Below are 22307 nucleotides of genomic sequence, written 5' to 3' on the forward strand. Positions count from 1 at the left end.
TATGGAAATATTATTTAATAGTAGATTGCGTGAGTTGCGTAAAGAAAAGGCGCTGACGCAAACGCAGTTAGCGCAAATTTTAAACGTATCGCAAGCCACCGTTGCGAAATGGGAAACGGGCGATAGGGAACCCGATTTAATAATGATATTGAGATTATGCGAGGTTTTGGAAACTTCCGTTGATTATTTGCTTGGGGTTTCCGATGTATGAGAGAGGTTAAATATTTGCACCTTTAATTTTCCATTCGTAGTAGCCTTCTATATTGTCGCGTTCCGACACCGTAAATTCGGATTTTCCCAACGCGTCTAAAATTTGAAGAGCGGCAAGCGCGCCGTAGCCGATTACTTTGGCGCGATTTTGAGTTAGAGCGGGGTAGAGCGAACGCATATTTTTTCGGTCGAAAAATTCGTCGGCTACTTTCAATAAAAATTCTTTTTTCACAATCGAGCCGTGAACTATTTCCGGCTCGTATTTTTTCGGGCAACTCGCCATAGAGCCGAGCGCGGTTGCCGTGCCGCCTATGCCGAGCGCGATTTCGGTTTGGGGCAGTTCTTTGGGAATTGCGGCGCTAATAAGTTCAACCGCGCGGGCGCGTTCTCCGTTCGCGCCATCGTGCAAACGCACGCAGCCAACAGGCACGCTTTTCGAATAGGTTATATTCCCGTTTTTGCCGCTCACAATTTCGCAACTCGCGCCGCCTATGTCGAACACGGCGACGGTTTTTGTTTTGTCGGGCGACGCGCCTATAAATCCTATTTGCGCTTCTACGGCGCCTTCTATAACGTCTACGGCGATTCCCGTTTTTGCAAGCACCGCGTCGGTAAAGTCTTTTCCGTTCTGAGCTGCGCGCACCGCTTCGGTTGCGAACACAAAAATATTATCGACTTTTTCGGCTTTCGCACAGTCGCAAAATTCTTTCACCGCGTCGGAAGTGCGGGCAATCGCTTCTTGCGAAAGTTTGCCCGAAAAAAACAGCCCGTCCGCAAGGACGGTGCTATTAAGTTGCTTTTTTGCAACGACGGTAGTTTCGGTTAAAACGGCGTACCGCACCGAATTGCTGCCAACGTCTATAATTGCCGTTTTCAAAATTATTTTTTCCCCACAAACGAAATTTCGCCTTCGCCCTGCATGTCGCAATATTCGCGGACGTAAGTTTCTATAAACTCTTTGCTGTTGTAATAGGCAATATTCGATTCGTTGAGTTCGAGTTCGGCGTTTATGCTCGCTAATTGCCGTTCGAGTTTGTTTTTGCGCGTGAATGCGGAAGCAAGGCTCACGAGCCCCACTATTAGAGCAACAAGCATTAAAATAGCGAACACTACGCAAGACGCCGTAATTATTATTTTCGCCTTTTCGCGGTTTTCGGCACGGATTGGCATATATAAAACGCTCCTTTTTGTTGCGCGGCGGCAACGCTGTGCCGTCGTGTATATTTTAAGTATAGCACGCTATTTCGATTTTCGCAACTCTTTGAGCGCATTTGCGCGTAATCGCATTTCGTCCGTTTAATTGACAAACCGCTTAGTTATGGTATATACTTAACAAAGCGATTATTGTTAAACTATAAAAAAACGCTTAGGCGCAAGAGAGGTAACAAATATGGTAATAGAACCCAAAGTACGCGGATTTATATGCACTACGGCTCATCCCGAAGGGTGCGCAAAAAGCGTGCTCGCTCAAATAAACACCGCTAAAAAATACGCGGGAAAAATCACTGCGGCAAAACGCGCGCTCGTTATAGGCGGAAGCACGGGCTACGGTCTCGCGTCGAGAATTGCCCTTGCGTTCGGCGGCGGCGCCTCTACTCTTAACGTAATGTTCGAACGCCCTGCGTCGGGCGTAAGAACGGCTACGGCGGGTTGGTATAATACGGCGGCGTTCGAGCGTGAAGCCGCAAAAAGCGGACTGTATGCAAAGTCGGTAAACGGCGACGCTTTTTCGCAGGAAATAAAGAACCGCGTTATCGAGGCTATAAAGCGCGATTTGGGAACGGTGGATGCGGTAATATATTCGCTTGCGTCTCCGCGCAGAACTTTGCCCGACGGAACTGTTGCAAACTCGGTGCTTAAAACAGTCGGCGAGAACTTTACTAACAAAACAATCGATTTGCGCACCAACGAGGTGGGCGAGGTTACTGTTACTCCCGCAACGCCCGACGAAATAGACGCCACTATAAAGGTTATGGGCGGCGAAGACTGGGCGGCTTGGATTAGCGCGTTAAACGACGCGGGCGTTCTCGAAAAAGGCGCTTTAACGCTCGCTTATTCGTATATAGGACCCGAACTTACTTATCCCATTTACACAAACGGCAGTATAGGAATGGCGAAACGTGACCTTTTCTACACCGCGCAGGCGATTTCCAAAAAGTACGGAATTACGGCTCGCATATCGGTGAACAAGGCGCTTGTAACGCAATCGAGCGCGGCTATTCCCGTTGTGCCGCTTTATATATCGCTGTTGTATAAAGTTATGAAAAAGGCGGGGACTCACGAGGGGTGCATAGAACAAATGTGCCGCCTGTTTGCGGAGAAGCTCGGCAAATACGATAGCGAAGGATATATTCGCCTCGACGACCTCGAAATGGCGCCCGAAATTCAAAAAGAAGTAGCTAAGGCTTGGAAAGCGGTGAACGCGCAAAACCTTGCCGACTATGCCGACATAGACGGATATTGGGACGACTTTTACCGCATGTTCGGTTTTAAGTGCGACGGCGTGGATTATTCCGCCGACGTCGAGCCTAACGTTGCGATACAAGAAGCGTAAAGTTTTAACGGCGTTAGAGCGTTATTGCGCGCGTAGCACCGAAAAAAACGTTTTCGCGGTGAGAAGCATAATCAAAAAACAACGTTAAAAGAGACGTTCGCATCTGAAAAGTGCGAGCGTCTTTATGTTTGGCTTTAAAAAACCGTTTGTTTTTATTTCATAAGTCCCTTTTTGCGCATTAGGGGGAATAAAAACGCCGTAACAACCGAATTGAGCGCAACAACGAGAATTTGCGGGGGGCGAAGCGCAAGCCAGCCCCAAAAAGTTTTGGTAGGAAAGTACAGCGTCATTCCGAGTGTCCATAGCCCGAGCGTGCAAACGGGAATAACTATTGCCGTGCCGATAAGAATTTTAAGTTTTGGGTCGAGTTTGGGAATTTTGAACACAAGCCCCATTATAAGTCCGAAAACTGCGCAAGATAGCGCGAGAACGGGGTTGGGAATGCCGCCCGATATGAGCGTTCCCAAAAGGTCGGTAGCAAAGGCTACGGTTAAGCCGCCGAGCGGCCCCATAACGATTGCCGCCAAAATCCACGGAACGTAAACAAACGTTACTTTGAAAAACGGTAGCTGAAACAGATTTCCTATAATTTTCAGCACAAGCGCGGCGGCAATGAGCATTGCAATGTAGGTAATCCGTTGGGTAGTGGTGAGTTTTCTTTTCTTGCCTTGTTTTGCTTCCGTATCTACGGTTGCAATTTCCTGTGAACTTTTGTTCATGTCGGGCAACCTCCTATTAAGTTGTTAAGTTTAGTATAGCCGACTTACGCGCTTTTGGCAAACGATTTGAGCTTCTTTTTCGGATTTTTTTTGCCGAACACAATTCCCAAATCTATTATTCCGAACACAAGCGACATTATAAACATAAACGCGCAACTCACTATTCCGCCGACTGCAATCGAAAGAAGCATAGGCGCGGGGCTAAGCAAAGAATATACTGTTTTGGTTAAGTAGGCGGCGGGGAGCACGAGGAGCGACGATAAAATAAGAGGCGTAATAAACGTAAAGCGGCAGCCCGTGCGCTTTTTAATGCACAGAAGGTCGAGTATGCTCGAAGTGGTGAGGCTTGCGCCCAAACCTACGGAGAGAACGTCTATCGAAAAGTTTTTGCAAAACGCCGCAATAATGGCGAACAACACCGCAGAGCCGAGCATATAGTTTAGAAAGCCTTGCTTTTCGAGGTCGAGAGAATTGAGCATGCTCGAAGCTATGTTTTCCACGCTTACGGGAATGAGTAGCCATGCCGAGTGGGAAAGAAACCGTCCTGCGTCAACGTTGTCGTAAACGAATTTTCCTATCGGCTTGCCGAGCGCCCAAAACGCGGGCACGAACAGCGCCGCCACCACTACCGAGAATTTAACCGCCGTTTCTATTTGGCGCCTTGCCGACGCCATGTTGCCCGATGAGTAAGCCGAACTTAAAGTGGGAATCATCACGTATGCGAGAGAGCCCACAACCGTTATGGGTATGTACAACAGCGGCATAGCCATTCCTATGCTCGAACCGAATATATAAAGAGCCTGTTCGTTTGTGTGCCCCATGCCAACGAGAATCATGGGCACTACGATAGCCACCATAGAATTAACTATGCTGCTCGAAGCCCTAACAAACGTTATTGGCACCGACGACGCGATAAGCGGCGCGATTTTGCCTTTTGGCGACGCCATTCTGCCTTTATACGCAAAGTAGAACGCCATACAGCAAATAGCCGTTATTGCGCAAGAGGCGCTTAGCGAAATTGCCGTAACTTTAAGCTTGTTGAATCCGAGCATAAACAGCACAACGGTTAGGAGTATGCGCGCCGCTTGCTCTATAACTTCAACAACGCTCATAACCGTATATTTTTGCTTGCCCCAAAGATTGCCGCGAAAACTCGCGTATACTCCCGAAAACAGCACGCCGGGAAGCATGAACAAAAGTATTACCATGCTTTCGGGGCTTGCCATTAGTTTTCCTATCGGAGTTTTTAGAGCAACGGTTATTCCGCACACAAAAACGGCGCTTCCGAGCCCTACTATAAGGGCGGCGGAGGTTGTTCCGTGCGAATCGCGTTTGTTGCCGCTCGCCTCGTATTTGGCGGTTAGCTTAGAAACGATTAGCGGTATGCCGCTTGTGGTTGCCGTAAGCAAAAGAAAGAATATGCTAAGCGCAACCTGATACACGCCCATGCTCACGGCGCCCAACTCGCGCGAAAGATAAATTTTAAAAACGAAGCCGAGCAAGCGGTCGATTACCGTAAAAAACGTAACCGTGAACACCGCTCGGAATAGGAATTTAGACGTACTTTTCACATTTCACCTCTATGTATGGGCAAATCCTAACCGCGTTAAATTCTCGGGGCAAAGCCGTGAAAACTAATTGCTTTGCTATCTAAGCCGTTAGGTTCGCATATATAAGTATGTATATTTGCTTTCGGCGCGCCGTATGCAACGGTATTGCAAAGGAGGCGAAAAACGTCGAAAAAAACATTTTTGCGAAATAGGTTGAAAATATCTTGTATGTGTGGTATACTTAAAACGTATATGAAAAACCGATTTAAAAAATTGCAGGCGGCTGTTTTGGCTTTTGTGCTGTTGCTGTCTGTTATAACGCTTTCGGGTTGCACAGGTTGGCTCAACGTGAGCGTGGAGAATATTTCGTTCGTGTCGGGCGGAACTTCTTTGTCGCGCTTGGAACTTACGCTCGGCGAGCGAGTTGAGCTTAACCGTTATATAAGCATAACGCCCGCGTCGGCGGTTAATAAGGCGTTCACCGTTGTTAGCGACAACGAGTCTGTTGTGAAAATCGAAACGGTGTCGCAAGGAAGCGTTGTGTCGCGCGTTTACGCTGTGGCGGAGGGAACGGGTTCGGCTACTTTAACCGCTACCGCCGCCGACAACGGAAAAACGGCTAAGCTCAAAGTTGCGGTTTCTTATGCCGAGCCGAACGGCATTTCCATTTCGGCGCAAGGCGATTTCGAGGTGTTTTCCGACACAATCGTTATAAGCGGCGATTCGCTTTCGGAAGTTAAATTCAAAGCCGAACTCGGCGACAACGTTAGCCCCGAATGCTCGGTTACATGGAGCGCGGGCGAAGAAAGAGTTGTGTTGCCTCAAAGCGAACAATTCGGATTCACGCCTTTAAGCGTGGGGCGTACCGCTGTTACCGCGTCGGTAAAAGATTCGGCGGGAAAGCTATATTCCGACGTTTTATATGTGAACGTTGCCGATAAGTTGGAAAATGCGCTCGTGGGCTACGACGCGCAAAAACTTGTTCAGCAGGCGGGCGAATACCAAACCGTGTATTTTAATTTGAGCTACGACGCTCCCGCCGAAGGCAACCCCGAGCCGGTCGTTGTGTGGTATGTAAACGGGGAGATAAACGGGTTCGGCGAAGAATTCGGATTTTTACCGAAGTCGCCCGGAATATACGAAATATCTGTTAAGGCGAACGGGCGGATTGTTGCGCTCGGCGGCGAAAGTTCGGTGTCGGTTTTGGCGCGCGGAACTGTTGTGCCCGCTAACGTTTGGCTTGATTACGACAACTGTTATCCTCAGGTTTGGGTTCGTTGGGATTCCATTCCCGCAGCCGCAGGCTACGAGGTTTCGCTCGTGAATTTGAACACGGGGCGTGTTGTGAGCAGCGATATTTCTACCGAAAACCTCTCTTTGCGCGATAAATTCACCGATAGCGGAGTTGACGTTTCGGATTACGTTAAAGACGCGAACAGCATATTTAACGCCCGTCTTGCCGTTAAAGTTAAAACTCTCGGCGACGAAAACGGGGTGCTCGGGGAATCCGCTTGGTCGAACGAATACACGAGCAAAGTTGTGCCCGTAGCTGCGCGCGCTTATTTGCAAAAAAAGTTTTATGACGGTGTTCGCAATTATTACGTTAAGAGTTACGAAGAATTCTACGAGTGGTTCGAATACGCAATGCTTTGGCGCCCGTCTACGCTTACCGACGGCGAAAGCCTGTATCTCGATTATTCTTACGTTTCGGCAAGCGACGAAATAGACAAAGCTATGAACTCCATGCATTTTACGGGTTCTTACGATTACAGCGGCGCCGACGAGACGAAAAACGTGGGCAAATTCCGTATTCGCTTTTTCACCGACGGCGAGCCGACGAGAAAAACTTCGGCGCACACGGGGCAGGCGTGGAACGCTATGCGCCCCCATGTTAATTACGACGACTCGAAAGTGCGCAACAGCCGTTACGTTTTTCCCATAGACTATAAAACGCCGGTTACGGTGCGCAATTCCGAACAACTTTATTATTTGGCCCAACTCGGCTACCGCCCTGTGCCTGAGAGCGGAAGCGCTGCGGAACGCCTTTATAATTACGCGCGCCGAACTTTGCGACACATAATATCCGACGACATGACCGACGTGCAAAAACTCCATGCAATCTACGATTGGATTATGTGGCGCGTTATATACGATAACGAGGTTTTGCAATATTCCGCTCTTTCTAACGCGGTTAAATACGAATCGTATTATCTTGAAAGCGTGTTCACCGATTCGGATTATTACGGCGTATGCGACGCAATGAGCAAAGCGTTCGTTTTAATGTGTAGTATAGAGGGTTTCGAATGCGTGCGCGTAACGGGTTACGCAGGGTCGGTCGGCAATCGCGGCGGGCATGCGTGGAACAAGGTTAAATTAAACGGACGGTGGTATATTGTGGACTGCACATGGGGGGACGCAAGCGTTCAGCTTATTGCGGGCGGCGCGGCGCGCGAATCGGCTAATCACGCGTATTTCCTCGTTACCGACGCCGACGTAGCCTCAACTCACGAGGAGGACGCGGGAAGTTCTTTTCCGAGAACGGCGTCAACCCGCTACGCATGGTACGACGAAGAATTCGAGTATAACGGCGACTCGCTTGATTTCTATCTTGACGGGCGGCTTGTTTCGGAATCCGCAATGCGCAACGAGCTTTCTTTGCTCGTCGATTATATGGCTTATGAAACGCGCAATTCTTCGCGCGAGTATTCGGTCGGCGCCGACCCTGCCGCGAATACCGTAAGTTCGCAATACCGCTGTTACGAGTTTGTGTCGGACACACGGTGGGGCGACCCCAAAAGTTCGGGGTGGGCTAACTCGGCGCTTATGCGAAATTTGAATGCGGCTATGCGGGAAAAAGGCTACACGTCGGGCTACGACTACTATGTTGTAACCGAGATGATGAGCGGCGACGTTCACGTTATGTTGTTTATTAAAATAGAGGCGTAAAACGCTTTCTCTTTCGTTGCCGCATGGGTTATTTTGTTCACGATTTTGTGTGTTGCGGCAATGATTTTTGTGCATATTTTTAATTGCCAAAATTTTTAGGATTTGATATAATACGAATATGGACATCTTTATACCCGAAGCGGTAAAACGGCTTGCCGCAGCCGCAGGCACGCCCATTTATTTGGTGGGTGGCTGCGTGCGCAACGCCTACGGAAAATTGGGGGACACCGACGTGGATTTGTGCGGTCCTTTGATTGCCACCGCACTCAATCTTCCGCGCGGCGCGCGTGTTAAAATAGTTAATTACAGGTTGGGAACGGCGCTCATATCGTTTATGGGCGGAAATTTTGAATACACTCCGTTCAGGTTGGAAAAATATGCCGAAGGCGGTTCACACACTCCCGCCGAAATCAAGTTCACCACTTCTCTCGAAGCGGACGCAATCCGCCGCGATTTTACCGTAAATTCAATTTACGTTAACGCCGCCACAGGCGAGGTTAAAGACCCCGTAGGCGGAATTGCCGACATAGAGCGCAAAGTGCTTCGCTCTTATAATCCCGAGCGCACGTTCTCGTCGGACGGTTTGCGTCTTATGCGCCTTGCCAGGCTCGCCGCCGAAACGGGATATAAAATAGACGCCGCCACCGCCCGCGCCGCAATAGCGTCGGCGGAAAATCTGAAAGACATTACCGGCGAGAGAAAGCGCGAAGAGCTTGATAAAATTTTAAACGCCGACACGAAATACGGAGTTGCCGACGCTCATTATAGGGGAATGAAGCTTCTCGTTAGGCTCGGGCTTTTGCCATACGTTGTGGAACCTCTCGCGGGTGCCGAAGAAATACCGCAAAATCCCGAATACCACGCCTACGACGTGCTTGAACACACGCTCCGCACCGTTAAAGCGGCGCCGAGCGGAATAGTGCGCCTTGCCGCTTTAATGCACGATTGCGGCAAGCCGTATTCCTACAATATGTACGGCAATATGCACGGTCATGAAAAGGCGAGCGCGGTTATAACGCGCGACGTTCTGGGGCAACGTTGTTTACGTTATCCCAAAGAGGTCGTTGAGCGCGTGGCGCAGCTTGTGGAACACCACATGTACGACCGCGACGGCAAAACGAAAGAGGGGAAACTGCGAATGTTCGTTGCCGAGCATTACGACATTATAGACGAACTCGCAGCCCTTATGCGCGCCGATAAGCTCGGCACGGGTAAGTTTAAAGAGGAAGAGCTTCCCGCAAACCGTATTGTTGCGGTGCGCGACAAAATGCTCGAAGAGGGCGCGCCCACTTCGCTTGGAGATTTGGAAGTTTCGGGCGCAGATATAACCGACATGGGCTTTTCGGGACCCGCAGTGGGAGAAATTCTTTCCGAGCTTTTCCGCGAATGCGTGCTTTGCCCTAAGCTGAATAATAGGGAATGGTTGCTGTCTTACGCGCAAAAGAGGCTTAAATGAGGGGCGACCTGCACATTCATTCGCATTACAGCGACGGGCTGTATTCTCCGACGGAAGTTTTAAGGCGTGCGAAAGAGGCGGGTTGCGAAGTTGTGTCGCTTACCGACCACGACACTTTCGACGGAGTAGACGAGGCGAACGAAGCTGCGAAGTCGCTCGGAATAAAAAACGTTACGGGGGCGGAAATATCTTCTTACGCGGGCACCAAAGTGCACATACTTGCCTACGGGTTCAATCGCTTAGACCCGCGATTTAACGCGTTTATAAAAGAACTTAAAGCGCGGCGCAGAGAGCGTGCCGAAAAAATACTCGCGCGCCTTGCCGACTACGGAATGCCTATTCCGTTGCGCGAACTCGATTCGTGCGTTTCGCGCGAAATATCACGTCCGCACATAGCTTTGGCAATGGTGCGTCTCGGCTACGAAAAAGATTTTATAACCGCAATGCGCAAATGGTTGCTTCACGGCGCGCCAACCTATGTTCCCGCATGCGGCGTGTCGCCCGAAGAGGCTGTGGAACAAATACGTTTGGCGGGAGGACTCGCGGTTCTCGCTCACCCTGTGCGCATAGACCTTGACCCGTATGAAAAAACCGCTTTAATAAAACGCCTTGCGGCGGCGGGGCTGAACGGAATAGAAGCCGTTTATAAACGTTCTTCGCGCGCAACGGTTAAAGAATTTAAAGAGCTCGCCCGTTCGCTCGGGCTGTTCGTTACGGCGGGAGCCGATTTTCACGCCGATAATAACGAGATAATAGCCCGCCCGCAAAACAATCCGATAGTTTCGCTTTAAAGCGTATAAAAACAAAGTATATGTATAATAACACCGCACACGTCGCATAATAAAGCGTAGACAGGAGGTGTGCGGCATGAGTTCGTTGTTAAAACAAAGCACGCGCCTAAAACTTGCGGCGTGTTTTTTATTGCTTGCGTGCGTATGCGCGTCTTGCGTTGCGGCGAGCGCGCTAATGCCGGTTGGCGCCCAAACATACGAGTGCGCGGTTCCCGACGCGGGAGCCGAAACGCGCGCCGAAATAACGGTTGAAGCGCCCGGAAAGACGTATGTGTACCGCGACAAAAAAATGCTTGCGCCCGACCATACGGTGTACGAGCAAATAGAACGCAGAAATATAAACGCGCCGCTCGAAGAAAAAATAAAAACGGTGGATAAATGTCTTGCGGCGGGTGCCGAGTGGCGCGAAGCTATGCGATATTGCTTTCCGCTTTTGCCCGCGTTTGTGGAAAAAATAAAGACCGAAATAGACCTCGAACCGAAAGACAGCGAAATTGCGTTTCGTCCGCAGTGCCGACCGATGTTCCGTATTTCACGTTCGGAATGCGGCCGCTCGGTTGACGAAAAACGTTTGTATCAAGACATTTATCTTGCGCTCAGAAAAGACGGGAAAGCGCGCGTAACGTTAAAGCCGCAAACGCTTGAACCCGCCGTGACGGTTGAGGATAACATAAAACTTACTAAAAAAATAAGCTCGTTTTCAACCTCTTTTTCCACGTCGGCGGAAGGGCGAAAGAATAATATTCGCCTCGCTCTTTCCAAAATAAACGGCGCCGTTATTAAGCCGGGCGAAGAATTTTCGTTTAACGGCAGGGTGGGCGCGCGCACCGAGAAAAACGGATTTTTTGTTGCGAAAATAATAGTTGCGGGAGAATATACCGACGGCGTAGGCGGCGGAGTTTGCCAAGCTTCCACAACTTTATATAACGCCGCGTTAACTGCCGGTATGAAAGTTACTTGCGTTCGTAATCACACCATTTTGCCGTCTTACGTTCCGCCCTCGCTTGATGCTATGGTAAATTCGGGAGCAAGCGATTTGCGCTTTACGAATCCTTACGACACGCCCGTTTTCATAAAAGCGGAATGCGTTTCCGACACCGCGAGAATAACCTTTTACGGCGCCGAGTTGCCGCATATAATAAAAACCGTTTCGCGCGTTTTGAGTCGCACGGAAGTGCCGCAAGACAAAGAGCTAATCGATTCCGACGGGAAGTTCACAACGCCGGATACGCCTGCGGGAACGCGCGTGAGAGTGTCGTACGGCCATGCGGGGGTTAAGAGCGAAGCGTACTTACGGTATTTTTCGCGCTCGGGCAAGCTGTTGCGCGAAGAAAAAATCCGTACCGACGCATATTCGCAAACGCAGGGGGTTGTTGCGGTTAAGCCTTAGCGTTAAACCGCGAAGAGTGTCGTTTTGAGTAATAACGGTTTTATTGCGGCGAGCGGAGAATACAATAGCGACATGGAGGGTAAAGAATTTATGTTGAGAGAAGATTATATTCGTTTTGCCGCCGCCGTGCACAACGACGGAGCCCGTACCGTGCGCGACAGCGCCGCTTCGATGTTGCCTTGCTGCACGCTGTATTGCGTTAAAACCGCTTTCGCGCTTCAACGCATACTTGCCGACGCCGAAAGCCTTATGCGCGAATCCGCAAAGTTGGGCGCGGGGCTTATAGAGCGCAGCGGACTTACGAAACACACTGCGGTAATAGAGGCGCGTATGCGCCTTATGGGAGTTGAACTCGACGGAACGCTTACGCAAAGTCAGCACGCCGCCGAACGCGCCGCCGCCGTGCCGCCGGGAACGCGCGCGGATATTTACGAGGGCTACAAGGCGTTGTCGCAAAAAGGCGCCAACATAGCCGAAAGTTTTCTAACCATTGCCGACGGAGTAAGCGCCGCAATGCGCGAGGGAAGAGCGGCTTTTGCCGTGCCCGCCGACGCGGTTAAATTTTTGCACAGAGTGTGCGCCGACTACGGCGCGGCATGCAAAAAGCTCTCGTCCGACGAAGAGGCTTGCCTTGTGCGCCGACCCGACATGTTCGATTCGTATAAAAAATGTTTGCAACTTTCGGCGCTCGCTAACGGCGTTGATTGCGCCGCCGCGTCGGCGGATACTTTGGCGGCTCTTGCTGCGGGCGGGCTTGTTCCGTCTGTGCCGGCGGCATTATTCGACATATTGTTGCGCTACGAAAAATTGCCGCCCGCTTTATGTTAGCGCTATTTCGTTACTTTGATTGACAAACGGTTGCGGCGCGTTATATAATAGAACAATGAGCGCAATAAAGAATTTCTTAATAGGCGCAAGCGGTTGCGGCGGATTTAACTGGTACGGTTTTTTAATCGGCAGTGCGATGGTTGTGTGCATTGTTATAGCTTACGTTATGGCTACGAAACGAGGGTATTATAAAGACCTCGTTTTCGACATTTGCATAATCTGCATACCTCTTGCCATAGTGGGAGCTCGGCTATACTACGTTATATTCGATATTATGGGCAACGGCGGCAGTTGGACGTTTAAGCAAATACTCGGTATAGGCAGCGGCGGGCTTTCCGGGCTCGCTATATACGGCGGACTTATCGGCGCTGTGCTCGGCGGCGTTATTGTGCATTTTTGGAAGAAAAAGAAACCGCCGCAAAATAAAGCTACTTTTTTGCAAATGGCTGACCTTGCGTTCACCGTTATAATTCTCGGGCAGGCGATAGGGCGTTGGGGGAATTTTGCCAATCAAGAGGCTTACGGCAGACTTGTGGAAAATCCGTCGCTTCAATGGTTCCCGTTCGCGGTGTTTATCGACGCGGAAGGCGCGTGGTATCAAGCCACCTTTTTCTACGAATCTTTTCTCAACCTTATAGGCTTTGCGCTTTTAATGTGGATATACAACGGAAAGCGCAAGAGTTTCGACGGCTTTTCTTTTAGCGTTTATTGCATTTGGTACGGAGTAGTTCGCTTTTTTATAGAGGGATTGAGAAGCGACAGCCTTTATCTTGTGCCCGGAGTTTTAAGGGTGAGTCAGCTTGTTAGCGCGCTTATAGTAGTTGCGGGCATAATAATAATACTCGCGCATATGTACCGCGCTCGCGCGGCGGGTAAAAAGCCGTTTATAATGGTAGACAAAGCTAAACTCGATAGCGGCTATTTCGGCTACGACGAGAGTATTTTGAGCCATCCGAACGTATATGACAAAACGCAAAAAGAAAAAGGCTTTTTTGCGAAATTGTTTGCAAAAACGGAAGACACGCCCGACCCCGAAGATTTCGAGGGAGACGAAAGCGGCGAATCAATCGAATTAGACGAACCCGATTCCGATTTGATTTTAGACGCGGGCGAAGAAACGGAAGAAAAGTCCGATTACTCGGAAGATGAAACACGACGATTCGAGGAGAATTCCGATGGCGAATAACGACGAGTTGGACGAAATAAGAGAGTTGAGCGCGGGCAGGCGGCTTGTTTGCAATATATCGGCGGCGGCAATAGTGTTGCTTGCGGGGCTGTTTTTATTGCTGTGCGGTTGCGGCGTTATAAACGCCGACATGAAAAAAGCGGTTTGCGGCACTTTGCTTTTCGCGCTCGGTCTGATATTTTTAGTGAGTGCGCTTGTAGGCAAAAACAGCGTGTCGCTATGGCTCAGCTTTTGTTTTTTCGTTCCCGCTCTCGTGGAGCTTTTGGTTAAAACGACAAAATTAGGATATGCCGAGCTTTACCCGCTTTATATAGCCGTTCCCGCAATCGCGTCGTTTTTTACAATGCTTTTCACGCATGAATGGTTTTCGCATGCGGCGGTTATAGGGGTGTTCGGAGTGCCTGCGGGAATATTCGCGCTTCAAAGCGGCGGCGTGGCTTCGTGGCCGATAGCGGGCGCCGTTTTGGTACTCTATGCGGGTTGCCTTATGCTTGCAATCGCTCTCAAAAGAAGAAAGAAGGACAACGAAAATGACAACTGAAACTCGCAACTTAACTATGATGACCGATTTGTATCAGCTCACAATGATGAACGGATACTTTCTTGACGGCAGTTATAAAAACGAAGCCGTTTTCGACCTTTTCTTTCGGGCGAACGGTCAGCTTAATTATGCGATTGCGGCGGGGCTCGAGCAGGCGGTCGATTACATAAAAAATCTGCGGTTCGACAAAGCCGACCTCGAATACCTTTCGGGACTTGGAATTTTTGCTCCCGAATTTATAGAATATTTGCGCGGGTTCAAATTCACCGGCGATATTTTTTCGGTTGAAGAGGGCGAAGTTGTTTTTCCCGGCGAGCCTATAATGGTTGTTAAGGCTCCGCTTATCGAGGCTCAACTTATAGAAACCACTCTATTGAACATAGTAAGCCACCAAACTCTTATAGCAACGAAAGCGTCGAGAATAGTGCTTGCGGCGGGCGCTAAAACTGTGGTGGAGTTCGGGCTTCGTCGCGCGCAAGGTCCCGACGCGGGAATATACGGAGCGCGAGCGAGCATAATAGGCGGGTGCAAAGGCACAAGCAACGTGCTTGCGGGGCAGATGTTCCGCATAGACGTTAAAGGCACTCATTCGCACAGTTGGGTTATGAGCTATCCGAGCGAGCTCGAAGCTTTCGAGGCTTTCGCGTCGGTTTACCCAGATAACTGCTTGTTGCTTGTCGATACGTTCGACACTTTAAAGTCGGGTGTGCCCAACGCAATAAAGGTGTTTAAAAAATTAAAGGCGGCGGGGCACAAGCCTGTGGGCATAAGGCTTGACAGCGGCGACCTTGCGTATCTCAGCAAAAAAGCGAGAATAATGCTTGACGAAGCGGGATTTAAAGACGCGATTATTTTCGCAAGCAACGACATAGACGAAAACCTTATAAGTCAGCTTAGGCTTCAAGACGCCAAAATAGACGTTTACGGCGTGGGAACGAAACTCATTACAAGCCACGATATGCCCTCGCTCGGCGGCGTTTATAAGCTTGCGGAAATAGAGCGCGACGGCGTGCGCTATCCTCGCATGAAATTCAGCGACACCACCGAGAAAATAACCAATCCGGGCTTTAAAACGATTTACCGAATTTACGAAAAGGGAAGCGGAAAGGCGTTTGCCGACCTTATAGCGCTATGCGACGAGCAACCGCTTGTTAAGCCGCTTACTCTTACCCACGCGGTTGACAGGTGGAAGAAAACTACGCTTAACGACTACGAGGCAAGATGTTTGCATAAACAGATTTTCGCGCGCGGAAAGTGCGTTTATAACTGCCCGCCGCTTTGCGATTCGGTGAATTTTGCAAACGTCGAATTCGGCAGATTTTGGGACGAATACAAGCGGCTCAGCAATCCGCATATTTATAAGGTGAATTTGTCGGACAGGCTTTACGAACTCAAAATAGGACTTTTGGAGGCTAACAAGTAGGGTGGCGATGGAATTTTCCGTAACTAAAAAAGGATATTCGCCCAAAGAGGTGGAAGAATATATTGCCGCAGTAAAGCGCGAATACGAAAGCACGATAGTGAAACAACGCGAGCGTATTCAAACTATGCTCGAAGAGAAAGAGGCTGCCGAAAAAGAGCTTGCCGCTTATCGGGAAAAGAGCAGTCAGATTTCTAAGGCGATTATGTCGGCAGTTGCGAAAGCGGAAGAAATAGAAAAGCTCAGCCATATTAAATACAATCAAGAAATTACGCGGCTTAAAGCGTTCCACGAAAAATGGACGCAATACTACGAACAAATTTTAGACGAGTATCCGCTCGACGCCCGTCTTGCGGGAGTTGGCGAATTTAACCGCCGAATGGATAAAATACTTTCGCGCGTGAGCGACGACGGTTCTGCCGCCACGAGCGCTCCCGCAGTTAAAATAGTGGACGTTGAAAAGCGGCAGGAGGAACAATCTGTTCGAAAAACCGCCGAAGTTCTCAGCCCGATTGAGAAGATAGGCAAATATTTCGAGAGCGAAAAAGAGAGCGACGCGGCGGAAGAGCACGTTTCCCGTTTGTCGCCTTTGGATAGGGCACGGCAAACAATGACGGCTGCGGCTTCTGTGCAAAAAAAGGACTATGCCGACCGCAGTCCTTCGGGCTTTTCGTTTGAAGAAGCGCTCAATCCCACCGAAGACCTCGAATCGATTCTCAAAGATTTGGGATTATAATTATCGCCCAAACGTAACACGGCGCTACGCTGCGTGCCTGCGGCACTTGCTTGCTTAACCCGTGTTAGGCGAACTTAAAAAGGCGTCCTTTCTCGGGAAACCCGAGAAAGTCGGATTTGTTTTCTGCGGATTGTCGCCCAAACGTAACACGGCGCTACGCTGCGTGCCTTGCGGCACTTGCTTGCTTAACCCGTGTTAGGCGAACTTAAAAAGCGTCCTTGTTAGGCGAACTTAAAAAGGCGTCCTTTCTCGGTAAACCCGAGAAAGTCGGATTTGTTTTCTGCGGATTGTCGCCCAAGCGTTATAAATACAACAAAAGCGCACTTGTTCGGTGCGCTTTTTGATTGCTTTAATTCGCTTCGTTGCGTGCGGCGTTAATCTTTTGTTCCGCTTCGCTGAAATACCTGTTATAAGCTTTTTTGCAATAGTTGGCGTGCTTGTCGGGCGGGTTGGGCGCGTCGGCGGGAGGAGGGTCAAACGAGTAGGCTCCGTTAACTTTCCAACTGTTGAACAGTCCGATTTTTATCGCGTTTTTAGGGCAGGTGAACGAACACCTCATGCACATAAGACAGTTTTTGCCGAATTTGATTTTTCCGTCGGGGGCGAGCGTTATGTTGTTCGCGGGGCACGTTTTTGCGCACAATCCGCAATGCACGCAGTCGGAACTTACTTTATAGCGTTTGCCGTTAAATCTTGCGCCCCAGTGTTCTATACGCAAAAACCATGCCAAAAATCCGCCCATGAACATGCGTTTCGCTTTTTTCGGAACGCCGTTTTTAATTTCGCGGCAGTCGAGCGGCACAATCTTTTGCGCCACATCCCACATGCGATACGCCATTTCGTCGGAGTGCCTAAATATGATATTATACGGCATAACGTATTGATATTCGTTTGTAACGGATATATTGCGCTTTTTTAAAATCTTTATCAGCTTTAAAGACGAAACGTCGCTCATTCGCACCGGCTCGCCCGAAGTTTTGAAAACGAACGCGTTTTTTTGCTCTTTTAGCAAAGGGATTTTTTCCGCAAGTTTTAAAACGTTTGCGGGCGCGTTGAACGCGTGAATAGGGTAGCCGAACCCTATTAAATCGAATTCGTTCAAATTCAGCGCGCTTATTTTGTTTTCGGCGTCGGGCAAAGTTTCCGTTATAACTTCGTCGCCGCATTCTTTAAACGCTTTCGAGTATAGTTCGGCGATTTTTTGTGTGTTGCCTGTGCCCGAAAAATACAAAATCAAAATTTTCATTCGCAGATTTTCTCCGCGCGAGCGTTGAATTTTTCATCGTAGCCGTAACGCATGTTTTCGTCTTTTCGGTGGGAGTCGTACCATACCGACGCGAAAATTTCGTCTTTTTTGCTAAGGCGGTCGAAGTCCCAAACGTTTTCGCGGTAAATGGGATTATACCAGTGCCCCGCTCGCAACACCGAATAAGGAGTTGCGGTAAATTTTTCGCCGTCTTGAGTTTCCCATTCGAGTTTAGCGTACATGTCGCCCGTTGCAAAATTTTCGGATAACAGCTTTCCGCCGTGCGCCTTAGCTACGCTTTTAAGGTCGGATAAGTCTATATCGTTATCCGACTTGAAAAAGTCGTAACCGTAAAACACGGGATTTTCGTTATCCGCTTTAATATCGGGTGAAGGACGTGCGGGCACGTCCATGTTATTCCAAGTCGTTTGCTGTAACTTTTCGTATTCCTCTCGGCTTCCGAAATATGCGGTTAAACGCGCTTCGTCGTTGTGTTTTGCCCAATAAGCGGGGGAGTTGGGGTCTTTTAAAAGCCGTTTCACGGCAAAATGCCTTATTAGCGATTTGGGCACGATTTTACCAAGCTTATAAATTTTGTGTTTGCGCAAAACTTCTTGCCAATAATCGGTAACGCTTTGCTTTTGATAGTCGAACAGGTCGTTTAAAAGGTGCCCGTCGGAATACCAAACTCCGTGAAAGTTTCGGGTTGCGTTATAACCGGGTTTGAAAAACTGTTTTGCGCTTCCGCCTATTAAAGCGAAGCCGTCGTTTAAAGTGTCTATTCCGTAAATTCGGTTTATTGCGCCGCCCGCAATGTTATAGCACTTTTTCCAAAAAGAGTCCGGCATTTCGTTTGCCGCTTCTTTACGCAAAATGTTTCTGATTAAAATCCCGCTGTCGTGAGCGGTAGCCCATTCGAGAGGGGCGTTGAAGCAGGTGTGGAACATAAGCCCGTCGTGCACGTTGTCGGTGAGCATGTTGGGATGGAGCATGGCGGTTTGGCGAAGCACCGCCCAATGCTTAATAGTGCTTTCGAGCACACAAAACTCTCCGCGAAGCTTTGTTGCCGAATAAATATCGAACGGACTGACGAGCAAGGGGTCGCCCACGCGCCCGAACAGGTGCGGCGCGGTGCGGTTGCCGTAAAGCGCCACTGTTGAAATGTGCACAAGTTTCGGTTGATTTTCTCCCGCTTGTTCTATTGCGCGAACCAAAGTTCGAACTCCTTGTTCGTTGCATTCGATTGCTCTTTCCGGCATTTGGTCGGATTTGGGCGGAATTACCGCGCCCATGTTGATAACAATGTCCGCTCCGTCGATTAGTTTTGCGCAAACGTCGGGATTTGCCAAACTTCCTTCGATTATTAGAACTTTCTTTTTTAGCTCTTTGTGCTTATTGAGCAGCTTTTTCGTTCTCTTTTTGCTGTGGCTCAGTATGTTGATTTTTTCTATATATTCTTCGGAAGCGATTGCGGCTACGGCGGCTTGCCCCATATTGCCCGTTGCTCCCGTTATTGCTATTCTCATAGTGATTTTCTCCAAATGTAAGTTTTTTCTCTTTGCGGGTTTATTATGTGTAAAACGTAAAAAAACGGTGAAGCGCAATAACGCGTCACCGTTTGATTTTAGCACAAAGAGAAAAATTTTGCAACAAAATAAGCGGATTTTTAATAGTCTTACGCTTTAATTACCGTCCGCTTTGTGAGAAGATAAGTGGCGGTAAAGTATAAAACGTAAATCGCCGACATAACAAGCGCTATTAGTCCCGCCGAAATAAGCGTTTTGCTCACCGCGCCCGCAAGCCCGTTCAGCGCCATTATTTGAGCGCAAATAACGCCTGCGGGAATACTCAGCAGAATGGGGAGTGCGAACGGCAAAAAGAAGAATGCAAACGTCTGTTTAAAAAGCGCTCGCGCCTGTTCCCGTTTGCTTGCGCCGAGTTTATATAGAGCGTTATAGCGCAATTTATCTTCCGACACTCCGGAAAGTGTTTTAAGAGCGAGAATCGCCATTGCCATAAACACGAAAACAACCGCGATATAAAGGGCGCTTACTATGAATACGGCGTTTTCCGCTCCGAAAATAATTCGCGCATGTTCTCTTATGTTAAAGTCGCAACGAAAGAAAGAGTAGCCGCCGAACGACTTTTCGTAGCTTAAAGCAGAACGTAGCGCCATTGCGTCAAAGTCGTTGTTTTTTAGGTCGAACACCACGCAATCGCTTTCGGGGAACATACTTTGTATTGCGGAATCGGGAACTATTGCTTGAAAGTAGTAATTAAGTCCGAGAGTGGGAGCTTCCGAAAATCCTTTAAAAGGGAACTTTTCGCCGCCGATATTAAGCACGGCTTGTGAAAAATCGAACGTCTCGACGCGCTGATGCGCGGGTATTATTTTGAATCCGCCGTTAAGTTCTATCGGAGAGTAGCCGAGCGGCGCATATATGCGGTTGAAATCGCTTTCCGATATGAACGTGTCGTATAGTTCGCCGTAGCCGTTGCCATACCACTCGGTGAAGCTGTGCAAATACGAGTCTTTCGAAGTGTAGAGCGTGCAATCGTAGCGCTTTTCGATTTCGGCGTATTCGGAAATGATTTTTTCGGCTTCGTCGATTGAAATGTGCGTTTCGTCTGTTTTTTCGATTGCCGCGAAAATATCGAAGGGATAGCGTTTTTTAAGCTGTTCTTCGGTTGAAATCTGTTGCACGAACGACACGTTGGAACCTATAACGGCGAACGCGATTAAAAACGAGAGCACTCCCGCCATAACGGCATTCGAGCTCAGTTTGCCCGAAAGTCCGCGCAGCGTGAACGCGTTTGTGCCGCTGTTTTTAAAACGTTTGCTTTTAAGCAGTAAATTTACAATGCTTTTTGCAAGCCCTATGTGGAACAGGATTAGCGCCGCCGATAAGATTAGCAACGAAAATAAGAGCATTAAGCCCCCGTTGTTGCTGCCGAGAGTTCCTTTAATAGTGTTGTTTATCGCATACGAAAAAACGATACAGCTTGCTATTATTCCCGCGAGCGACACAGCCGTTACCGCAAACCAAACTGCGGGGTGTTTTACCGCGCGTTCCTGTTTTTTCGCGCCGTGCAAAAGGTCGTAGATGCTTACGCGTTTTAAATACGCCGCCGAAGTCACCGAAGAGAGCGCGAACACGCCGAGCACGAGCGCCACCGTTAGCAAAAGCCCTTTAAGCGAATAGGCGGCGAATGCGAAAGGCACGTCCATAATGTTTGTGATAATAGCCATTATGCCCTGATAGAAAACAAGCCCCAAAACTATTCCCGCCGCAAGCGACAAAGCGCACAAAATGAGCGATTCGAGTAAGAACACCGTTATAATATTTTTGCGCGTCATGCCGAGAGTAAGATAAGTTCCGAATTCGCGTTTTCTCAGTTTTAACATGAAAGAGGTGGCATAGCCGAGCACGAACGACACAATTAACGACACGAGAACGGTTATAGCTATTAGTCCGGCACGCAATTCGGATATGTCGTCCGCTCTCGCAACAAGGTGCTCTTCGAATATTGCGCTGTTCACGGCAAACATAAGCGCAACGGTGAGCGACACCGTTATAAAATAAATCACATAGTTGCCGATTTGCCTGCGAACGTTGCGAACCGCGAGTTTAGACAGCATCGGAGTCACCTCCGAGCGCCGAAATTACCGAAAGAATTTCGGAGTAGAACGCGCGGCGTTCGCGGTTGCCTCGAACGAGCTCGCTCCAAATTTTTCCGTCTTTTAAAAACAATATGCGCCGCGCGTAGCTTCCCACAACGGCGTCGTGCGTAACCGCGAGAATTGTTGAGCCGAGCGCCTCGTTCATAAGTTCGAACGTTTTCATCAGCAGCTTGGAGTTTTTGCTGTCGAGCGCGCCCGTAGGCTCGTCGGCGAGCACAAGGGCGGGAGAGGTGATTATGGCTCGGGCGCATGCGGCGCGTTGGCGTTGCCCGCCGCTAAGTTCGTGAGGAAATTTTTTGAGTTGGTCGTCTACTCCGAGTGCCGCCGCCACTCTTTTCAGCTCGCGTTCCGTGTGTTCAACCGACTTTTTTTGCAAGTTGAGCGGAAGCACAATGTTTTCTTCTATGGTGAGAGTGTCGAGCAAATTGTAGTCTTGAAAAATAAATCCGAGTTTGTCGCGTCTGAATGCCGAAAGGGCGTCTTCTTTCATATCGCAAACGTTTTGTCCGCCGATTTTAACGTCGCCGGAGCTTGCGCGGTCTATTGTTGCAATAACGTTTAGCAGAGTGCTTTTGCCCGAACCCGACGCGCCCATAACGGCAACAAATTCGCCTTTTTCGAGTTCGAACGAAATGCCGTCGAGCGCTTTCGTTACAACGCTGCCGCCGCCGTAGTGCTTAGTGATATTTTGCACTTCGAGAATTTTTTCCATTTTTGTAACGGTACCTCCTTATTGCGGTAAGCTCTTAAATTTTTTTCCGCTTACCTCGATAAGTATAACGCATAAAAGGGGAAACGAGGCTAACGCCGTCTTTCCTCATTCTAACGGTTTTGTAATATTGTCGCCCAAACGCAAGTCGGCGCTACGGTGCGTGTGCGAAAACGCACACTTCCTTGCTTAACCCGACTTGGGCGAACTTACAAAGGCGTCCTTTCGCGGTACACGCCCGCGAAAGTCTGATTTGTTGTTTGCGGATTGTCGCCCAAACGCAAGTCGGCGCTACGGTGCGTGTGCGAAAACGCACACTTCCTTGCTTAACCCGACTTGGGCG

19 protein-coding genes are annotated in these 22307 nt (G+C 49.1%); 11 read left to right on the forward strand and 8 right to left on the reverse strand.

The window, feature by feature from the left end:
• The first annotated feature begins 1 nt into the window (after window position 1).
• Entirely contained in the window at window positions 2–211 is a 210-nt protein-coding gene (locus NFR62_RS05765) for a helix-turn-helix transcriptional regulator (RefSeq protein ID WP_251615670.1), read from the forward strand.
• Window positions 212–217: 6 nt separating this feature from the next.
• On the opposite strand, the gene NFR62_RS05770 is transcribed toward NFR62_RS05765, so the two are convergent.
• Window positions 218–1087 (reverse strand): Ppx/GppA phosphatase family protein, encoded by an 870-nt coding sequence (locus NFR62_RS05770; protein WP_251615672.1) that lies wholly within the window; start codon window positions 1085–1087, stop codon window positions 218–220.
• Between the two features lie 2 nt (window positions 1088–1089).
• Window positions 1090–1380, reverse strand: coding sequence for a hypothetical protein (locus NFR62_RS05775; protein ID WP_251615675.1), 291 nt, complete (start codon window positions 1378–1380; stop codon window positions 1090–1092).
• 220 nt (window positions 1381–1600) lie between these two features.
• Between NFR62_RS05775 and fabV the strand changes: the two genes are divergently transcribed.
• Entirely contained in the window at window positions 1601–2764 is a 1164-nt protein-coding gene (fabV, locus tag NFR62_RS05780; RefSeq protein ID WP_251615678.1) for an enoyl-ACP reductase FabV, read from the forward strand.
• Between the two features lie 152 nt (window positions 2765–2916).
• Here the strand turns inward: fabV and NFR62_RS05785 are convergent, their stop codons facing one another.
• Both NFR62_RS05785 and NFR62_RS05790 read right to left on the reverse strand, forming a co-directional pair.
• A complete protein-coding gene (locus NFR62_RS05785) occupies window positions 2917–3483 on the reverse strand; it encodes a folate family ECF transporter S component (RefSeq protein ID WP_251615680.1) in 567 nt (188 codons plus the stop codon).
• A 44-nt stretch (window positions 3484–3527) separates the two neighbouring features.
• Complete coding sequence (locus NFR62_RS05790) at window positions 3528–5054, reverse strand: oligosaccharide flippase family protein (RefSeq protein ID WP_251615683.1); 1527 nt, start codon at window positions 5052–5054, stop codon at window positions 3528–3530.
• 231 nt (window positions 5055–5285) lie between these two features.
• On the opposite strand from NFR62_RS05790, the gene NFR62_RS05795 reads away from it, so the two are divergent.
• The 9 genes from NFR62_RS05795 to NFR62_RS05835 all read left to right on the forward strand — a co-directional run bounded on the left by NFR62_RS05795 (window position 5286) and on the right by NFR62_RS05835 (window position 16327).
• Window positions 5286–7979, forward strand: a complete 2694-nt coding sequence (locus NFR62_RS05795) for a transglutaminase domain-containing protein (protein WP_251615685.1) — start codon at window positions 5286–5288, stop codon at window positions 7977–7979.
• 118 nt (window positions 7980–8097) lie between these two features.
• Window positions 8098–9435 carry a CCA tRNA nucleotidyltransferase gene (locus tag NFR62_RS05800; RefSeq protein ID WP_251615687.1) on the forward strand — a complete coding sequence of 446 codons (1338 nt, stop codon included), beginning with the start codon at window positions 8098–8100 and terminating at the stop codon, window positions 9433–9435.
• Complete coding sequence (locus tag NFR62_RS05805; RefSeq protein ID WP_251615689.1) at window positions 9432–10226, forward strand: PHP domain-containing protein; 795 nt, start codon at window positions 9432–9434, stop codon at window positions 10224–10226. The genes NFR62_RS05800 and NFR62_RS05805 overlap by 4 nt, the downstream gene beginning before the upstream one ends.
• Window positions 10227–10302: 76 nt before the next feature.
• The gene (locus tag NFR62_RS05810) at window positions 10303–11616 is read left to right on the forward strand and encodes a VanW family protein (protein WP_251615691.1); all 1314 of its coding nucleotides are present in this window, start codon (window positions 10303–10305) and stop codon (window positions 11614–11616) included.
• A 24-nt stretch (window positions 11617–11640) separates the two neighbouring features.
• Window positions 11641–12444: a hypothetical protein gene (locus NFR62_RS05815; RefSeq protein WP_251615693.1), complete on the forward strand. Its 804-nt coding sequence runs from the start codon at window positions 11641–11643 to the stop codon at window positions 12442–12444.
• A 55-nt stretch (window positions 12445–12499) separates the two neighbouring features.
• The gene (gene lgt, locus NFR62_RS05820; protein ID WP_251615695.1) at window positions 12500–13630 is read left to right on the forward strand and encodes a prolipoprotein diacylglyceryl transferase; all 1131 of its coding nucleotides are present in this window, start codon (window positions 12500–12502) and stop codon (window positions 13628–13630) included.
• Window positions 13620–14171: a hypothetical protein gene (locus tag NFR62_RS05825; RefSeq protein ID WP_251615699.1), complete on the forward strand. Its 552-nt coding sequence runs from the start codon at window positions 13620–13622 to the stop codon at window positions 14169–14171. Before lgt ends, NFR62_RS05825 begins: the two co-directional genes overlap by 11 nt.
• Window positions 14161–15594 (forward strand): nicotinate phosphoribosyltransferase, encoded by a 1434-nt coding sequence (locus NFR62_RS05830; protein WP_251615701.1) that lies wholly within the window; start codon window positions 14161–14163, stop codon window positions 15592–15594. The genes NFR62_RS05825 and NFR62_RS05830 overlap by 11 nt, the downstream gene beginning before the upstream one ends.
• A 7-nt stretch (window positions 15595–15601) precedes the next feature.
• The gene (locus NFR62_RS05835) at window positions 15602–16327 is read left to right on the forward strand and encodes a DivIVA domain-containing protein (RefSeq protein WP_251615716.1); all 726 of its coding nucleotides are present in this window, start codon (window positions 15602–15604) and stop codon (window positions 16325–16327) included.
• Between the two features lie 349 nt (window positions 16328–16676).
• Here the strand turns inward: NFR62_RS05835 and NFR62_RS05840 are convergent, their stop codons facing one another.
• The 4 genes from NFR62_RS05840 to NFR62_RS05855 all read right to left on the reverse strand — a co-directional run bounded on the left by NFR62_RS05840 (window position 16677) and on the right by NFR62_RS05855 (window position 21967).
• On the reverse strand, window positions 16677–17573 hold the full coding sequence (locus NFR62_RS05840) for an EFR1 family ferrodoxin (RefSeq protein WP_251615731.1): 897 nt from the start codon (window positions 17571–17573) through the stop codon (window positions 16677–16679).
• Window positions 17570–19099, reverse strand: coding sequence for an NAD-dependent epimerase/dehydratase family protein (locus NFR62_RS05845; protein WP_251615735.1), 1530 nt, complete (start codon window positions 19097–19099; stop codon window positions 17570–17572). The genes NFR62_RS05840 and NFR62_RS05845 overlap by 4 nt, the downstream gene beginning before the upstream one ends.
• Before the next feature lie 149 nt (window positions 19100–19248).
• The gene (locus NFR62_RS05850; RefSeq protein ID WP_251615739.1) at window positions 19249–21213 is read right to left on the reverse strand and encodes an ABC transporter permease; all 1965 of its coding nucleotides are present in this window, start codon (window positions 21211–21213) and stop codon (window positions 19249–19251) included.
• Window positions 21203–21967, reverse strand: coding sequence for an ABC transporter ATP-binding protein (locus NFR62_RS05855; protein ID WP_251615742.1), 765 nt, complete (start codon window positions 21965–21967; stop codon window positions 21203–21205). Before NFR62_RS05855 ends, NFR62_RS05850 begins: the two co-directional genes overlap by 11 nt.
• Window positions 21968–22307 lie beyond the last annotated feature (340 nt).

The organism is Pumilibacter muris (assembly GCF_943193045.1).
Taxonomy (GTDB): domain Bacteria; phylum Bacillota; class Clostridia; order Christensenellales; family Pumilibacteraceae; genus Pumilibacter; species Pumilibacter muris.

Excerpts from the sequence above, each read along its gene's own strand:
- NFR62_RS05765 (WP_251615670.1), top strand. The coding sequence starts at position 2 with ATGGAAATATTATTTAATAGTAGATTGCGTGAGTTGCGTAAAGAAAAG.
- NFR62_RS05775 (WP_251615675.1), bottom strand. The coding sequence starts at position 1,380 with ATGCCAATCCGTGCCGAAAACCGCGAAAAGGCGAAAATAATAATTACG.
- fabV (WP_251615678.1), top strand. The coding sequence starts at position 1,601 with ATGGTAATAGAACCCAAAGTACGCGGATTTATATGCACTACGGCTCAT.
- NFR62_RS05785 (WP_251615680.1), bottom strand. The coding sequence starts at position 3,483 with ATGAACAAAAGTTCACAGGAAATTGCAACCGTAGATACGGAAGCAAAA.
- NFR62_RS05795 (WP_251615685.1), top strand. The coding sequence starts at position 5,286 with ATGAAAAACCGATTTAAAAAATTGCAGGCGGCTGTTTTGGCTTTTGTG.
- NFR62_RS05800 (WP_251615687.1), top strand. The coding sequence starts at position 8,098 with ATGGACATCTTTATACCCGAAGCGGTAAAACGGCTTGCCGCAGCCGCA.
- NFR62_RS05805 (WP_251615689.1), top strand. The coding sequence starts at position 9,432 with ATGAGGGGCGACCTGCACATTCATTCGCATTACAGCGACGGGCTGTAT.
- NFR62_RS05810 (WP_251615691.1), top strand. The coding sequence starts at position 10,303 with ATGAGTTCGTTGTTAAAACAAAGCACGCGCCTAAAACTTGCGGCGTGT.
- lgt (WP_251615695.1), top strand. The coding sequence starts at position 12,500 with ATGAGCGCAATAAAGAATTTCTTAATAGGCGCAAGCGGTTGCGGCGGA.
- NFR62_RS05825 (WP_251615699.1), top strand. The coding sequence starts at position 13,620 with ATGGCGAATAACGACGAGTTGGACGAAATAAGAGAGTTGAGCGCGGGC.
- NFR62_RS05830 (WP_251615701.1), top strand. The coding sequence starts at position 14,161 with ATGACAACTGAAACTCGCAACTTAACTATGATGACCGATTTGTATCAG.
- NFR62_RS05835 (WP_251615716.1), top strand. The coding sequence starts at position 15,602 with ATGGAATTTTCCGTAACTAAAAAAGGATATTCGCCCAAAGAGGTGGAA.
- NFR62_RS05840 (WP_251615731.1), bottom strand. The coding sequence starts at position 17,573 with ATGAAAATTTTGATTTTGTATTTTTCGGGCACAGGCAACACACAAAAA.
- NFR62_RS05845 (WP_251615735.1), bottom strand. The coding sequence starts at position 19,099 with ATGAGAATAGCAATAACGGGAGCAACGGGCAATATGGGGCAAGCCGCC.
- NFR62_RS05850 (WP_251615739.1), bottom strand. The coding sequence starts at position 21,213 with ATGCTGTCTAAACTCGCGGTTCGCAACGTTCGCAGGCAAATCGGCAAC.
- NFR62_RS05855 (WP_251615742.1), bottom strand. The coding sequence starts at position 21,967 with ATGGAAAAAATTCTCGAAGTGCAAAATATCACTAAGCACTACGGCGGC.